Source organism: Pseudoalteromonas sp. FUC4 (genome assembly GCF_008370255.1).
Lineage (GTDB): Bacteria > Pseudomonadota > Gammaproteobacteria > Enterobacterales > Alteromonadaceae > Pseudoalteromonas.
The window spans coordinates 196,802-212,838 of sequence record NZ_SEUI01000005.1; the positions used below are offsets into that span (position 1 = coordinate 196,802).

Here is a 16,037-nt window from a genome sequence, read left to right on the forward strand (position 1 = left end):
ATGAAAATGTTTAATACTTACTCATAAATGTGGCCATAAAAAATTAATTAAAGGCCCTAAATATTTAATTTACCGACCTCTTAGTTTATCGGCTTTTGCTAATCTATAACCTAAAAAGAACCCGCTTAGCGCTCCAAATAAATGGCTTTCAAACGATACATGATAGCGCTGAGGTAAAACACCCCATATAAAACCGCTATAAAGTATAGCCACTACAACTGCAATTATAATTGATTTTAATGAGCGTCTTACTAAGCCGTAGCATAGAATAAAGCCCCATAAACCATATATAACACCGCTTAAACCAACATGTATGTTACTGCGCCCAAATGCCCAAACTAAAAGTCCACCGACTAGAGCGGTAAAAATAAATACGTTATAAAAACGTTTTACGCTGTACTGGCAAATTAGCCAACTTAATACTACAAATGGGATCATATTACTGGCAAAGTGCCACCAGCTACCATGTAGAAAAGGTGCGCATAGTATGCCAATTAATCCTTGGATACTGCGTGGATATATACCTAAACCATTAAGATTTAAGCCAGGTAGGCTATTGATCACCTGTAGTACGAAGCAAATAACAACAATACTAAATATTGCGAAACGGGTACTTGTTAGTAATGACAGTGTGGTTGGCTTGGTTACCATATAATCGTCCTAATTGACTTTAAGAGTTGCCAGTATAGGAATTGTATTTGCTAATGAAAAGCAATTAAAAAAAGCACAGCATAAAATGCTGTGCTTAATTTTAGTTATTAATCACTATTAACCTAATTTAGTTAATAGTTTTTTTGCAGCTAGTTCAGAGCTTGCTGGGTTTTGGCCGGTAATTACTAAACCGTCTTCTAGTGCTAATACACCCCAGTCGTCAGTTTTTTGATAATCGCCACCTTTTTTGATTAGCTCGTCTTCAACTAAAAATGGCACGATATCGGTAAGTTGGACTGCAGCTTCTTCAGAGTTAGTAAAACCAGTTACTTTTTTACCCGCTACTAGTGCATTGCCATCGGCATCTTTAACATTTAAAAATGCAGCACTTGCATGACATACCGCAGCAACAGGTTTTTGCTCTGTTACAAAGCTTTCGATAAGAGAGATTGAATCTGTGTTGTCAACCAAGTCCCATAATGGGCCGTGGCCGCCTGGGTAAAATACAGCGTCAAAATCGCTAGATTTTACTTCACTTAACACTTTAGTGTTTGCCATTAATGTTTGCGCCGCGCTGTCTGCGTCGTAACGTTTTGTTGCATCTGTTTGAAAATCGGCAAGTGTACTAGTTGGATCAATAGGTGGTTGACCGCCAGCAGGAGACGCTAAAGTTACCTCAACGCCTGCATCAACAAAGGCATAATAAGGGGCTGCAAATTCTTCTACCCAAAAACCTGTTTTTTCGCCAGTGTTACCAAGTTCTGCGTGAGATGTAAGAACCATAAGTATTTTTTTAGACATTGAATATATTCCTTCTGATGATTTTAATTAGTTTATCTTGCTTACCAATTACTATATGCACTAACACTACTTTAAACAACGATGATAAATTTAACTTTATTGATTTAATAATTGATACAATAAAAAGGTTGAATTTAAAACACACTACGGAGCATTTATGAAGGTGTCGTTTGAGCAGTTAAAGAGCATGGTTGTATTTGCACAAATTGTAGAGCAGGGCAGCTTAACCGCTGCAGCCAAACAGCTAGGGCTTACGCGAGCAGTTGCAAGTTATCATTTAAAAAAATTAGAAACGCAGCTTGAAGTTACTTTACTAAATCGCTCAACCCGTACCATGGCGCTCACTGAAGCGGGCATTGCTTATTATGAGCGTTGTAGAATAATTACCGAACAAGCTAATGCGGCTAATCAGCAAATAGAAAATATAAAGAGCGAGCCACAAGGTTTACTTAAAATTAGTTGCCCAGTAAATGTGGGAATGCAGTTAATTGTGCCTGCTATAAATACGTTTAAGCGCCAATATCCTAAAATTCAAATAGACTTACAGCTTACTGACGATGTGGTTGATATTATTAAAAATGGGTTTGATTTTGCAATTAGGGGGGTGGCACTGAGTGACTCCAACTTGCAGGCAACCAAGCTGACTACAATGAGCACGTGCATTTGTGGCGCGCCTGATTATTTTGAATATTTTGGTAAGCCTAAAACGCCTTTAGAGTTAGTAGAGCACCAATGGGTTGTTTATCAATTGGGCAGTAAAACATTAACACTTCAAAAAGATGGCAAAAAGCACGATATTACAATGCAAGGCGGCTTAAGCACCAATAATGCCGCTGCTCGTACTGCTTTTGTTGAAGCTGGGCATGGCATTGGGCGTATTCCGCTTTACGATGCGTGGCCAAAAGTGCAAGCTGGACAGCTTGAAATAATATTAGATGATTATAAAAGTAAAGATATTGAGCTTTACGGGGTATTTCCGCCAGGGGCTGCGGGCTCTAAAAAGCTACGATTGTTTATTGACTACTTAAAAGCATACTTTGTAAAACAGCATACCGCTTTAGGTATGCTGAAAAGTAGTTAATGAGTAGTTTTTACAGCATTTATAAAGTTCGGCTAAATAATGCCACCGCTTGTTGATACATATTTATCGCAAGGGCTGCATCGTATCGCTCACCTTCATCACGCATAAAGGCATGCTGTGCGTTAACTTCCTGCCACTGGTAATTGATGCCCGTGCTTACACATTGTTGGTATATTTTAGCCCGGCCTTCTTTTGGCACATGCGGGTCTTGTTTACCCCATATAAAGTGAATTTCACCTTGTATATCAGCCATACGCTCGAACGAGTTATTCCCAGGTTGCGCAGGTAATGTATTGCTGTGAATATCAGTTGCGTATAAACAAAAAGCCGCATTAATTTCAGGGTTTAGTGCCGCTCTGTAAGCTAAGTGACCGCCAATACATACGCCCATTACGCCGACGGTGCCTGTGCAATAGCTTTGTAATCTAATAAAGTCGATCATAGTTTGTGTGTCACTGTCGTGGTGCTCAAGTGGCTTTGCCCATTTGTCGGCATTGCCTTTGCCTTTACCTGCATCATCATAAGCAAGCACAGTGCCTATAGGGTTTAACTCGTGAAACACTTCAGGCACTAACACCACAAAACCATGGCTTGCTAAAATAGCTGCGCTGCGTGCAATAGGTGCAGTTTTTTGAAATATTTCAGAATAAAAAATGATAGCAGGAAACTGTCCTTGCGCTTGAGGGCGATATACAGTTGTTCGCATTAAACCTGTCGGTGTTGGCAAGTCAGCATTATGTTGTTGGATTATCATAAAAAGCGCTCAGTAAAATAAAATTATGTATGCTGATATGGTAACTGAGCGCGATAAAATAAACGACTTTTGTAGTCTGTTTTTAAATACTTGCAGGCATTTTATTACAGCTGGCGTAATAACTTACCGTAGCCGGCCAATCTGAAAAAATACCCATTACCCCCACGTCCTTTGCGAGTACGTCGACTACCGTCATCATGTCGCCATCGTTATCTATAACATCAGCAATTGATTGATAGTAATAACCGCCACCTTCATTAAGCGGGCCCGAGCGCTCAAGGCTCCATGCAATAAGCTTTAAACCAGCTGCTTTTGCGTCAATAGCGTATTGCGATGGCACAATATTACTTTCGTTATCTATTGTTAGCATCATCCAAATTGGAGGAGCTAAAATCTTAACGCCATCGGCAACAAGTTCATCCATGCTCGGTTGCCATGTTTGTGGGTTACTTGGATCAAATCCGGCTTCACTGTCGCGACCATCTAAGTATACGCTTTTATCTGCAAAGTCAGGATTAGTGTTAATCCAGTATTTTACGTCATCAAGGTTAAACGATTGCGGATAAACTTTTGAGGCTGGCACACCCATTTGTGTGTACTCGTCTAGCATTTTTTGCGCATATTGCTCTTGCGTCATGCCATCAAACGGCATGCTTACTTGTGGCGATTTTAGCTCTGGGGTCATTTTTACGCCCATCTCATTAAACAGTGCAATGCTTTGTTTATGAGTCATTAATGTGCCGTTGGTGGCGTATAGATCAGTGCGCCAACTTGGTGTGCCATCCATGTAATCGGCAACGGTCGTTGCATTAGTGTTTGCACCATCCATTTTACCTTCAAGGGTTAAAAACTCCGTTAAACTTATATCGCTGGTACAGCATTTAGCTGAAGCTGCAATACCATTAGCTGGGTCGGCTGGTGTAAATGGCACACTGCATTTAGCTGCAAGTTCAGGAATGGCTAAAATATTCGTCGTGGTATGTAAGTCACATTGAGAGTGGCGACATACAAGCTCTTTGTCGTTTGTAAATGTAACATCGCATTCAACAATGCCAGCGCCCATTCTCGCTGCCGCAATGTAGGCTTCTTTAGTGTGTTCTGGGTATTGCATTGATGCACCGCGATGACCAATAGAAAAATCGGTGCGGTAAAAAGGACCTTCGCTGCATGACTCTAACTTTGTTTTTAGTGTGCTTTGCTCCATATCGTTAACTAAATAGTCAGGGCGAGTCCCTAGCTGAATATTTACTCCTTCAGCAACCTCTACAACAATGGGCGTAGGTACTTCAACAATTTCCACTTCGGTGTTGGTAACAACCACTTCTTTTTCTACTATTTCTACATCGTCATCGCAGCCAGCAAGTGTGGCTAACAATATACAGCTTGTAAGTAGGGTAATACGTTTCATTGTTTATCCTTAAAAGTAAAATTTGTACTACCTTAATGATTATTAATGACAATTTTGCTACAAGCTTATTAATTTACTTTTTTATTAATAATTTGATTCACCAATAATGCACCTAACATTATAGCTGCCCCAATACTTAACCTGACTATATCGGCATCTCGGTTCCAGATCAGCACGTTAATTATAATTCCAGCTGGGATAAGCAAGTTATTCATAACCGCCAAAGCACCTACGTTGACAAGGGTTGCGCCTTTATTCCACATAAAGTAACCAAGTCCTGATGCAACTAACCCTAAATAAATTAGTATGCCCCACTGTGTAGAAGTGGTTGGTAATTTGTTTGAGTTACCAAATAATGCATAGCAAATTGTGGCAATAATAAGTGCGCCTATAAAAAACCATCCAAATACGGCTTTGTCATCAAGCTGGTTATTATTCATTAAGCGTTTGTAGGTAACTTGGCCTACAGCAAAACTTATATTCGCCCCTTGAACGATTAATAAGCCGATTATGAAATCGCTATTTAGGTTTTCGTAGCGAATAGTAATTGCACCGATTACAGCAATAAGTGCGACTATAAAAAAGCGTGGGTTAAAGCGTCTGTTCAATGCGTCATTTAGCAGGGTAATGTACAAAGGAGTCATTACAGTAAATAGCAGCACTTCGGGAACGGTTAAAAATAAAAATGAGTGGTAGTAAAAGCTATACATAACACCAAGTTGTATAGCGCCAATCAGCATAAGCTTTAAGGCTAAAGGTTTAGGTGTTTGTTTAAGCTTTAAAAAGGGTAAAAATACGAGGGTTGCTAGTGCTATGCGAATTAACACACTAAACCATGCATCAACCTGACCTGCTAAATACACGCCAATTAAACTAAATGAAAATGCCCAAAGTAAAGTTACTGCAAATAAGTACCGCATAGCCGTCGTCTTTTAATAAATATTGAGCTAAGTTTATCTGTTATATGTGAGGGTATAAACAATAAAAGCCCGCAAGCGGGCTTTTATAAAAGTGAGCTTAATAAATTAAGTTATTTACTCAACTAAACCACGGCGCTTAAGTAATGCGTCGGTAGTTGGTTTTTGGCCTCTAAACTCAATGTAGCTTTGCATTAAGTCGCGGCTGTTACCTTTAGATAGAATTTCTTTACGGAACTTATCACCATTTTTACGTGTTAAGCCGCCGTTGTTTTCCATGTGTGCAAAGGCATCGGCTGCAAATACTTCAGTCCAAAGGTATGCGTAGTAACCCGCAGAGTAACCACCGGCAAATGTATGGCTAAAGTAGTTTGATTTATAACGCGGTGGTACAGGGTAGTAATCAATACCGTGTGCTTTTAGCGCATCGTTTTCAAACTTTTGAACATCAGTAATTTTTTTATCTGAGCCAAACGAGTGCCATTCCATATCAAGTAAAGCAGCGGCTAAATATTCAGTGGTACCAAAACCTTGGTTGAATTTTTGCGATGCAAGTACTTTATCAAGTAAAGCTTGTGGAATTGGCTCACCTGTTTTGTAGTGTTTGGCGTAGTTAGCAAGTACCGTAGGTTCAATCATCCAATCTTCATTCGCTTGCGACGGAAATTCAACAAAGTCACGCGCTGTAGCAGTACCCGCTAAGCTTGGGTATTTAACGTCAGAGAATAAACCGTGCGCCGCATGACCAAACTCATGGAACATAGTTGACACTTCGTCGAAGGTCATTAACGTTGGCTCGCCTGCAGCAGGTTTTGGAATGTTCTGCGCATTGTAAATAACTGGTTTAGTGCCTTTTAAGCCGCTTTGACTTACGTAAGCGCTCATCCATGCACCGCCACGCTTACCTTCACGTGCGTATGGGTCTAAGTAAAATAAACCGATGGCGCTGCCGTCAGCGTTAAATACTTCGTAAGCTGTAACATCTTCATGATAAACCGGTAAGTCTTTACGCTCTTTAAATGTAATACCGTATAGCTTGTTCATTGCAAAGAATAAACCATCGTGAATTACAGAATCCATTTCAAAGTAAGGCTTAACAAGGGCTGGATCTAAGTCGTACTTTTCAGCACGTACTTTTTCTGCGTAAAAAGCCCAATCCCATGGTTTAAGCTCAAAGCTTTCACCTGAATCGTTAATTACTTTTTGAATAGCAGCTGCTTCAATTTTAGCTTTTTCAACTGCTTTTGGTGCTAGGTCATCTAAAATACCGTACACGTTGTCAGTTGTTTGCGCCATGCGCGACGTCATTACATACGATGCCCAATCTTTAAAGCCTAGTAGCTCTGCTTTTTGAGCGCGTAGGTTTGTTTCTTCAATAATAATTGGGCCGTTAGTTTTTGCTGCACGGTTAGCAGAGGCTTTAAAAATTTGCTCACGTAGGTCGCGGTTTTCAAGGCTTGATAAAATTGGCTGTTGGGTTGTATTTACTAGCGTGATCATGTAGCCGTCTTTACCGGCTTTTTTAGCCGCGGCCGCAAGACCTGCAATTTCACCTTCAGAAAGGCCAGCAAGTTTAGATTTATCGGTAACTACAATGACATCTTCTTTAAACGATTTTAAAATGTTTTGAGAAAACGCAGTAGAAAGCTCTGCAAGTTGTGAGTTGATTTCACGCATTTTTGCTTTTTCAGCGTCATTTAATTTAGCGCCTGCTTTTACAAATTGCTTATAGTAAAAATCTACAAGGCGTTGATCTTCAGCATTAAGCGAGTCTTTGTTGTCGTAAATAGTTTGTACGCGCTTGAATAATGCACCATTTAAGTAAATGTCATCAGAGTGAGCAGATAACACTGGCGCCATTTTTTTACTTATACGCTGGTATTCGTCATCAGAAATCAAACCTGATAAGTTATAAAAAGCAGCCGATACACGGTTTAGTAGCTCGCCAGACATTTCCATTTCAACTAATGTATTTTTAAAAGTTGCAGGAGCTGGGTTGTTAGCAATAGCTTGTACTTGCGCAGTATGCTGAGCAATACCCGCATCAAAGCCGGCTTCGTAGTCTTTGGTACCGAACTTATCAAACTCAGGTGCCATGTATTGTAATGGGCTTGGCTTAAATAAAACATTGTTTGCGTTCATGTCTTGCACTTGTGCTGCGCCTTCTTTTGCCATGTTTTGTGTATCGTTAGATGAACAGGCAGATAGTATTAAAGCACTAGCAATAGTAGTGGCGATCAGGGTTTTACGCATAATAACTCCATAAAAAGATTAGCCGGAATAGGCTTTGCGAGTCGAAAAACCTAGTTAACTTATCAAATTTTGGGGTTTATACAATAAAGTTTATCGGTATTAAGGGGGATTTTAACGCAAATTAGCTAATATTTAGCTTTAAGGGAGGTAAAAGTAGCTCTAAAAGTAAACACTTGAGCTACTTAATCAAGTCGTTGAGTAATAATTTACTTAGTTATATCCAAGTACAAATTTTCTCTCAGAGCCAAAGTTGCTAGATTGTTGTTGGCCAAACTCTTTGTTAATAGATGCCAGTGTTTGCTCTTGCTCTGCAAGAAGGCACAAAATTTTATTTCGATAATCTAGGCTGCTCTCAAATAAATGTAAGTCTATCTGTGGCTGCAAAGTTGCCAGCCTTTGATTTAAAGTTAGTTGTGACATAGTGATCTCCAGTGCTTGTACACTATTTATATAGCACTCGGTGCAATAAAGAGTTAATAAATTGTTCATAAAAAGCATATTGAACTTATTAACTTGGCGTTTTAGTTATATTATGACTGCTAAACTTACCCAACACTGAACCGCTTTTACTTTACAGTGATTTAAATTTAAAGCGCTCCTTTGCTTGTTTTGGAAAATAAATGACCTTAGAACACATAAACCAAATTCTTGCCTTTGTTGTATTTAGTTACAGCGATGTACACATTACCGTAGCAAAAATTATTCAAGTGCCTTTAATACTTTTCGTTATTTGGTTTATTGTTACACGCATTGGTAAGCTAATAACAAAAACGTTATTGGCAAAAAAATTAAGCCAAGATGCCGTGCATTTATTCACACGTATGTACTTTATTTTAAGTATCGCCATTTTAATTTTTACATCCTTAGAGGTATTAAGCATACCGCTGACTGCATTTGCTTTTGTGTCAGGTGCAATAGCCATTGGTGTTGGTTTTGGTGCACAAAACATTATTAATAACTTTATCAGCGGTTGGATACTAATGTGGGAGCGCCCAATTCGCATTGGTGACTTTTTAGAAGTGGGTAACGCAAAAGGCGTAGTTGAAACTATTAATACGCGCTCTACACGTATTCGCCGTAACGATGGCGTTCATATGCTTATACCTAACTCCCAGCTTTTAGAAAATACAGTAACAAACTGGACACTGATAGATGGCAATGCACGCTCATCGGTAAGTGTAGGTGTTGCCTATGGCTCAGATGTAGTGCTTGTTGAAAAACTCATTCAACAAGTGCTTGATGATCATGACGCTATTTTAACTAATCCAAAGTCATCAGTGTTATTTGATGACTTTGCAGATAGCTCGCTCGTTTTTAATGCCATTTTTTGGGTATGCGCTGAGTCTGAAACTATGCTTAGAAAAGTACGCAGTGATATTCGCTTTAGCCTTTATGATGTATTTGAAAAGCACGATGTTGTAATTGCGTTTCCACAGCGTGATATTCATATAGACGGCGAAATTGCTTTTAAGCGCTCATAGTTCAAATATAGTTAATATTTAAAGTCGCTCTTGGGCGGCTTTTAATAAAATCACAGGTGTTTCTATTTTAGGTTAACATGTAAAACAATCCCTTATTCCTACTTCATTTTATCAAACCCAATAAAGGACATATGTCCTTAGTATTGTGATTTAGCATCTAAATAGTGATAAAAACACGTGATTTTGTAGTTAAATGTTGCAAAAAAGTTTCTAATTATGTCTATATTTATGCAGTAAAATTGTCACACAATGATATAATCTTAATCGTTCGTTCAGCCTTATAACATCGTTTTTGTACTCTCGGTAATAAGGTCCGCGCGCATGACGCAAGTCGCGAAAAATTGAACGAGCCCGCAATGAATACATTGCGCAACACAAAAAACCGTTGAACAAGAGTGCACAAAAAAGGTTAAACCCAACATGAAAGCAATGAAAAGATCTACGTTAGCTACCCTAATCAATGCAACGTTGTTCTCTGCAGTAGCAGGTACTTCATTTTCTTCTTTAGCTGTTGAAGAAGAAACAGCTAAAAAAAGTAATCAACTAGAAGTTATTCAAGTAACAGCACGTAAGCGTGTAGAAAATGCTCAAGAAGTACCTGTAGCAGTCTCTGCATTACAAGGCGATAACCTTGATGCATACAGCTCTGCGGGTATGGATATTCGTTTTATGAATGCGAAAATTCCAAGCCTAGCAATTGAGTCTTCATATGGCCGTACTTTTCCGCGTTTTTATGTACGTGGCTTAGGTAATACCGATTTCGATTTGAATGCATCTCAGCCAGTATCGTTAGTTGTTGACGATATTGTACAAGAAAATGCGATTTTAAAAGGTTTCCCGGTATTTGATGTTGAACGCGTTGAAGTATTACGTGGACCACAGGGCACATTGTTTGGTCGTAATACACCGGCTGGCCTTGTTAAGTTTGACTCGGTTAAGCCAAGCCAAGAATTTGAAGGGTTTAGCTCAGTATCATACGGTACTGACAGCGCTGTTGATTTTAGAGGTGCTGTAGGTGGTGGCTTAACGGATAACCTTTCTGCACGTGTTTCTGTTTTATGGCAAGATAAAGATAACTTTATTGATAATCGTGCACCAGGTTTTGAACAGGACGACGTACTTGGCGGGTATACAGACCGTGCTGCTCGTATTCAATTTTTGTACGAAAAAGATGATTTCAGTGCTCTTCTTAACTACCACGTACGTAACATGGATGGTACGCCAATTCCATTTCGTGCTAATGCAATCAAAAGTGGTACTAACGATCTAGTTGATGACTTTGACTACAAAGTTGTTTATCACGATGCAGCAGCACGTGAAAAGCAAGCTGTTGATGCAGAAGGTATGAGCTTAAAGCTTGAGTATGATTTTAATGATTATACTATTACCTCTATATCTGGTTGGGAAAGCGCTGAAGTAAGCTCGCGCGGTGATATTGATGGTGGTTATGGCGCTGATTTCCTAGGCGATTACCATGGCCCTGGTTCAATTCCATTTGCATCTGAAAGTGAAAGTGTAATGCCTGACCATGACCAATATACTCAAGAGTTGCGTCTAGCAAGTAACTACGACGGTGATATTAACTTTCAAACTGGTTTATTTTACTTCGACGAGTCCGTAACTATTGAAAACTATGGCTATAACACTCTAGCTGGCGGCGCGTTAAACGGTTACGTTAACCAGCAGCAAGATACGAAAGCTTGGGCTGTATTTGGCTCTGTAGATTACACGGTATCAGACGATTTAAAACTAACAGCTGGCCTGCGTTACTCTGACGATGAAAAAGACTTCGAAGCCGTGCGTAAAACAATAAGTGATGATTGTTTAAACAACTTAATGCAATGTACAACTGATATCACACGTACAGCAGAAGTAAGTGATGATCATGTAAGTTGGGATATTTCAGCGTCTTACAAATTGAATGATGACGTTAACTTATATGCGCGAGTTGCAAATACATTCCGTGCGCCAAGTATTCAAGGTCGTATTACATTTTCTGATAAAATTACTACAGCTGACTCAGAAACGGTTACATCGTATGAGACTGGTATTAAATCAGACGTGCTTGATGGCCGTGGCCGTGTAAATGCGAGTATTTACTACTTTACAATGGACGATCAGCAATTAACGGCTGTTGGTGGTACTGCAAATACAACAAGCTTACTTAATGCTGATAAAACAACTGGCTATGGTTTTGAACTTGATACAGAGTGGGTATTAACTGATGAGCTTAATGCAACATTTAACTTTAGTTATAACAAAACAGAGTTAAAAGATGACAGTATTACTATTCCTGTACCAGATCGTGAGACGCTTCATATTACTGACACGACAGTAAATGGCAGAGCTATCATTGATGGAAATAGTTTACCAAATGCTCCTGAGTTTATTTCTAACTTAACACTTCGCTATTCTAAAGAGTTGGCTGATGGTAACTTTTACGCTTACACCGATATATCGTACCGCAGTAAAGTTAACTTCTTCTTATATGAAGCAGTTGAGTTTGAAGGTAAACCGTTAACAGAGGTAGGTGTGCGCGCCGGTTACACATGGGCTCAAGATGATAATGAGTACGAAGTAGCTTTATTTGCTCGCAACTTATTTGATGAGCAAGTTGCTATTGGTGCAATTGACTTTAATAACAACACAGCAATGGTAAATGAAGAGCGTTATGTTGGTGCTGAATTTAAAGTTAACTTCTTCTAAACGTTAACCTAGATTATATTAATTTTTAAAAGCCTGCCTTGTGCAGGCTTTTATGTTTTTATAAAGCTGGTAAAGTAGCATTAATTAATTTAAAGAGATAAAAAAATGGCTGGATTTTGGAATTACCGTGTAATTTTTTGTGAAGCAACGAAAGACGAAGCAGCGCAATATCAAATACACGAAGTAGAATATAACCTAAATGGTAAAGTAACTAACTGGTCAGAAACTGGCGCAGCCCCTTTTGGAACAACCTTAGATGAGTTGAAAGATGACTCTGAGCGCTTAAAAACAGCATTTGATAAGCCAGTACTTAAAGTTGTACGTAAAACGCGTGGCTACGAGCTTGTTGATGTTGAAACGGGTGAGGAAGCAACGGGTGAGCCACCTGCTGGTTTGGCTGAGTAATAGTATTAATAAAGGCGCTTAGGCGCCTTTTTTATTATCAAAATTTAGCTTAGGTTAAGTAAGGAATGAGGATGACATTAGAAGCAGTATTATTTGATATGGATGGCACATTAGTTGATTCAGAAAGCATGCACTTTGTATGTTGGAGTAAACTACTTAAGCCTTATGGTGTTAGTTATTTAGAAAATGATTTTTGTCAGCGCTTTTCAGGACGACCCACTTTAGAAGCTGCAATCGAAATTAAGCAAGAGCATAACTTATCAGTAACCGCACAATTTTTAGCGGATGAAAAATACCGTTTATTTGGCGAATATGTAATAACACATTTACCACCACTAATGCCGTTTACTGAGCAAACGTTGAAAGCGGTAAAAAGTAGTGGCCTAAAAATGGCGCTAGTAACAGGCAGTGCTACAAGTGAAGCCATGCCAATACTTAAAGGTTTAGGGTTTTATGAGCTGTTTGACACAGTTGTTACAAAAGACGACGTAACTAATCCTAAACCTGCAGGAGATCCATATTTACTGGCACTTGAGCAGATAAATATACAACCTAGCAATGCAATTGCTGTTGAGGATACTTACACAGGGGTAACAGCTGCTAATAATGCTTTATTACGTGTGGTAGCCATTGCCAATAGCCATACTAAAGATCACGACTTTAGCCAAGCTACCTATCAAATGAGCAACTTAGATGAGTTTTGGCAATGGGCGCAATCTCAACTATAGTTTAAGCCAACTTTTACGTGCTTGGATGCGCCAATGTTTACTATTAAACATCTGCTTTTAATTGTTGTTGTACTTTTTACGCAATGTATAAGTGCAGCACAACCCTCTGTTTTACTGGCTAAAGTATATAACGAAACGAAGCATTATGATGTAAGTAAATATTTAGTCAGTGAAAAATATGATGGCGTAAGAGCTATCTGGACCGGCACGGAGTTTGTAACTCGTAAGGGTAATATTATCAATGCGCCAAGTTGGTTTACAGCGCCATTGCCAAATGTATGGTTTGATGGTGAGTTGTGGACTAAACGTGAGCACTTTTCTGCGCTTAGTGGCATAGTCAGAACTAAAAAACCTAATAATCATGATTGGCAAACTATTACTTATAAAGTATTTGATATGCCAAATGAAAATCTGCCTTTTAGCACTCGCTATAAAAACTATAATGAGCTTATTACTAGCCTAAACTCGCCGCACATTAATGCTGTAGTTCAATATAGCTTTACAAATAATGAGCAACTTACAGAGTATTTTGACAACATAACTAAGCAGGGCGGTGAGGGCGTAATGCTTCATTTAGCAAGCGCTAAGCACAGCAATGGAAGAAGTAATGCATTACTAAAATTAAAACCTTATTTAGATGCAGAAGCTGTTGTGATTGCGCACTTACCAGGTAAAGGCAAATACCAAGGTATGTTAGGCGCATTGAGAGTAAAAACAGCACAGGGGCAGGTCTTTTCTATTGGTACTGGGTTTAGTGATACAGAACGCTCCACTCCACCTGAGATTGGTAGTACTGTAACGTACCGATTTCATGGCTTAACAAAAAATGGGTTACCGCGTTTTGCTAGCTTTTTACGTGTCAGAGATAGTTTATAACATTTATAAATTTTACAAAGTGTGCTAAATTGCGCGGCCTTTTTGGTAATGTGTGGTGAAGTATGTTTGTAGGTTTTGATTACGGTAGTTCTAATTGTGCTATGGGTGTTATGGACGAAGGGCAGGTTCAATTAGTACCGCTAGAGCAAGGAAAACATTACTTACCATCTACACTTTATACTCATCACAGCGCCTTGGTTGTTGACTTTGTTGCTAAGAATTTACATGGCACAGCTCATGAGCATGACTTTTTAACCCAGCGCCAAGCATTATTAAATACCTTGCCTCGAATTAAATCTGACCTTGATTTACAACCTTCAGATGAAACTCTATTTATTGGTCGTGAAGCGATTAGCGAGTATGTACAGTTTCCTGAAGAAGGCTATTTTGTTAAGTCCCCTAAATCATTTTTTGGCGCAACGGGCCTTAAACAAGGTCAAATCAACTTTTTTGAAGATATCGCAACAGCGATGATTCTAAAAATAAAGCAACGTGCTGAGCTCTCTTTAGGTAAAACCCTCACACAAACAGTGATTGGCCGCCCAGTAAACTTTCAAGCTGTGGGTGGCGAGCAATCAAATCAACAAGCAGTCGGTATTTTAGAGCGTGCTGCTAAACGTGCTGGTTTTAAAGACGTAGAGTTTTTATATGAGCCACTTGCTGCGGGTATCGATTATGAGAGTGATTTAACTCAAGATCAAAAAGTACTCGTTATTGATATTGGTGGTGGTACAAGTGACTGCTCATTTGTACAAATGGGCCCAAGCTTTAGAGGAAATAGCCAGCGCGATAGCGATTTTTTATCTCACAGTGGTAAACGTGTTGGCGGAAATGATTTAGATATTGCTTTGAGCTTTCATGGTTTAATGCCGTTATTGGGTTTAGGTAGTACGTTTAAATCGGGTTTGCCTTTGCCTAATCAAGCGTTTTGGCAAGCGTGTAAAATTAACGATGTAAACTTACAAAGCCAATTTTATAGTGAAAGTCATACCCGAGAGCTAAATACACAATTACGTGATGTAAGTGCGCCTGAGCTTTATAAGCGTTTAATACATTTACAGCAAAACAAGCAAGGCCATCAATTAGTGCAACAAGGTGAAGCGGCTAAAATAGCACTTTCATCAGCTAGTGCGTTTGATTGCGATTTAAGCTTTTTAGATAGTGGACTGAATAAAAATGTATCGGTAAGCGATTTAGCTGTTGCCGTTGAGAGTAGTATTAGCCAAATAGTTACTTTAGCAAAACAAGCAATCAGCGACGCTGCGACCACGCCAGACATTATTTACTTAACAGGTGGTAGTGCACAATCACCATTGATTAAAGCGGCTTTAAGTGAGCACTTAGGCGATATAAAAATGGTTAACGGGGATCACTTTGGTAGTGTAACCGCTGGCCTGACTAAATGGGCCAGCATGCTTTATAAGTAACCTAGATTACAATTGAGGTTTAAAGATCTATTTGTCGGGTTGCGAGGTATTTTTCGTAATCTGGCAATGTACGTTCAAGCTCTACGTCCATAAGCGGTGAGCTTAATAACATATCTGCACTCACTTCATTACACGCCACCGGAATATTCCAAACAGCGGCTAAACGCAGCAGTGCTTTAACATCAGGGTCATGAGGCTGTGATGCTAATGGGTCCCAAAAAAATATTAAAACATGTATCTCATGTTCTGCTATTTTAGCGCCAAGTTGTTGATCGCCGCCCATAGGTCCACTTAAAAGCTGAACTACATCAAGCCCCGTGGTTTTTTGAATTAAATGCCCCGTAGTACCTGTGCCATATAAAGTGTGCTGACTTAGTATTTTTTTGTGTTTTTCACACCATAATTTTAATGCTGCTTTTTTACCATCGTGTGCCACTAAAGCAATATTTTTTTGTGCGGGAAGAGATTGTGTTTTTTGTTCCATGCTAATTCTTTTTATTGGTGAACCTAAACTCGGAAGAATAAATCTCTTAACCAAAGTGCAGGTTA

General features: G+C 39.2%; 15 protein-coding genes. 7 read left to right on the plus strand and 8 right to left on the minus strand.

Going from position 1 to position 16,037, the window contains the following annotated elements; all coding sequences use genetic code 11:
• Nucleotides 1-69: 69 nt before the first annotated feature.
• Nucleotides 70-651: a rhomboid family intramembrane serine protease gene (locus EU510_RS15490; protein WP_149594231.1), complete on the minus strand. Its 582-nt coding sequence runs from the start codon at nt 649-651 to the stop codon at nt 70-72.
• A gap of 117 nt (nt 652-768) precedes the next feature.
• On the minus strand, nt 769-1,452 hold the full coding sequence (locus tag EU510_RS15495; protein WP_149594232.1) for a type 1 glutamine amidotransferase domain-containing protein: 684 nt from the start codon (nt 1,450-1,452) through the stop codon (nt 769-771).
• A gap of 157 nt (nt 1,453-1,609) precedes the next feature.
• Between EU510_RS15495 and EU510_RS15500 the strand changes: the two genes are divergently transcribed.
• A complete protein-coding gene (locus tag EU510_RS15500) occupies nt 1,610-2,533 on the plus strand; it encodes a LysR family transcriptional regulator (RefSeq protein ID WP_149594233.1) in 924 nt (307 codons plus the stop codon).
• A 19-nt stretch (nt 2,534-2,552) separates the two neighbouring features.
• Here the strand turns inward: EU510_RS15500 and EU510_RS15505 are convergent, their stop codons facing one another.
• From EU510_RS15505 to EU510_RS15525, 5 genes are all read right to left on the minus strand, one after another.
• Nucleotides 2,553-3,287, minus strand: a complete 735-nt coding sequence (locus EU510_RS15505; RefSeq protein ID WP_149594234.1) for a dienelactone hydrolase family protein — start codon at nt 3,285-3,287, stop codon at nt 2,553-2,555.
• 82 nt (nt 3,288-3,369) lie between these two features.
• The gene (locus tag EU510_RS15510) at nt 3,370-4,695 is read right to left on the minus strand and encodes a glycerophosphodiester phosphodiesterase family protein (RefSeq protein WP_149594235.1); all 1,326 of its coding nucleotides are present in this window, start codon (nt 4,693-4,695) and stop codon (nt 3,370-3,372) included.
• Nucleotides 4,696-4,763: 68 nt separating this feature from the next.
• Nucleotides 4,764-5,615 (minus strand): carboxylate/amino acid/amine transporter, encoded by an 852-nt coding sequence (locus EU510_RS15515; protein ID WP_149594236.1) that lies wholly within the window; start codon nt 5,613-5,615, stop codon nt 4,764-4,766.
• A gap of 114 nt (nt 5,616-5,729) precedes the next feature.
• A complete protein-coding gene (locus tag EU510_RS15520; RefSeq protein ID WP_149594237.1) occupies nt 5,730-7,865 on the minus strand; it encodes a M3 family metallopeptidase in 2,136 nt (711 codons plus the stop codon).
• A 210-nt stretch (nt 7,866-8,075) separates the two neighbouring features.
• Nucleotides 8,076-8,285, minus strand: a complete 210-nt coding sequence (locus EU510_RS15525; protein WP_149594238.1) for a hypothetical protein — start codon at nt 8,283-8,285, stop codon at nt 8,076-8,078.
• 200 nt (nt 8,286-8,485) lie between these two features.
• Here EU510_RS15525 and EU510_RS15530 point away from each other — a divergent pair, with 200 nt between their 5' ends.
• The 6 genes from EU510_RS15530 to yegD all read left to right on the plus strand — a co-directional run bounded on the left by EU510_RS15530 (nt 8,486) and on the right by yegD (nt 15,488).
• Nucleotides 8,486-9,346 (plus strand): mechanosensitive ion channel family protein, encoded by an 861-nt coding sequence (locus tag EU510_RS15530; RefSeq protein WP_149594239.1) that lies wholly within the window; start codon nt 8,486-8,488, stop codon nt 9,344-9,346.
• Nucleotides 9,347-9,766: 420 nt separating this feature from the next.
• A complete protein-coding gene (locus tag EU510_RS15535; protein ID WP_149594240.1) occupies nt 9,767-12,052 on the plus strand; it encodes a TonB-dependent receptor in 2,286 nt (761 codons plus the stop codon).
• Between the two features lie 105 nt (nt 12,053-12,157).
• Nucleotides 12,158-12,457 (plus strand): hypothetical protein, encoded by a 300-nt coding sequence (locus EU510_RS15540; protein WP_149594241.1) that lies wholly within the window; start codon nt 12,158-12,160, stop codon nt 12,455-12,457.
• Between the two features lie 71 nt (nt 12,458-12,528).
• A complete protein-coding gene (locus EU510_RS15545) occupies nt 12,529-13,185 on the plus strand; it encodes an HAD family hydrolase (RefSeq protein ID WP_149594242.1) in 657 nt (218 codons plus the stop codon).
• Nucleotides 13,186-13,218: 33 nt separating this feature from the next.
• On the plus strand, nt 13,219-14,061 hold the full coding sequence (locus EU510_RS15550; RefSeq protein ID WP_149594243.1) for a DNA ligase: 843 nt from the start codon (nt 13,219-13,221) through the stop codon (nt 14,059-14,061).
• Nucleotides 14,062-14,123: 62 nt separating this feature from the next.
• On the plus strand, nt 14,124-15,488 hold the full coding sequence (gene yegD, locus EU510_RS15555) for a molecular chaperone (RefSeq protein WP_149594244.1): 1,365 nt from the start codon (nt 14,124-14,126) through the stop codon (nt 15,486-15,488).
• A 19-nt stretch (nt 15,489-15,507) separates the two neighbouring features.
• On the opposite strand, the gene EU510_RS15560 is transcribed toward yegD, so the two are convergent.
• The gene (locus EU510_RS15560; protein WP_149594245.1) at nt 15,508-15,972 is read right to left on the minus strand and encodes a methylglyoxal synthase; all 465 of its coding nucleotides are present in this window, start codon (nt 15,970-15,972) and stop codon (nt 15,508-15,510) included.
• Nucleotides 15,973-16,037 lie beyond the last annotated feature (65 nt).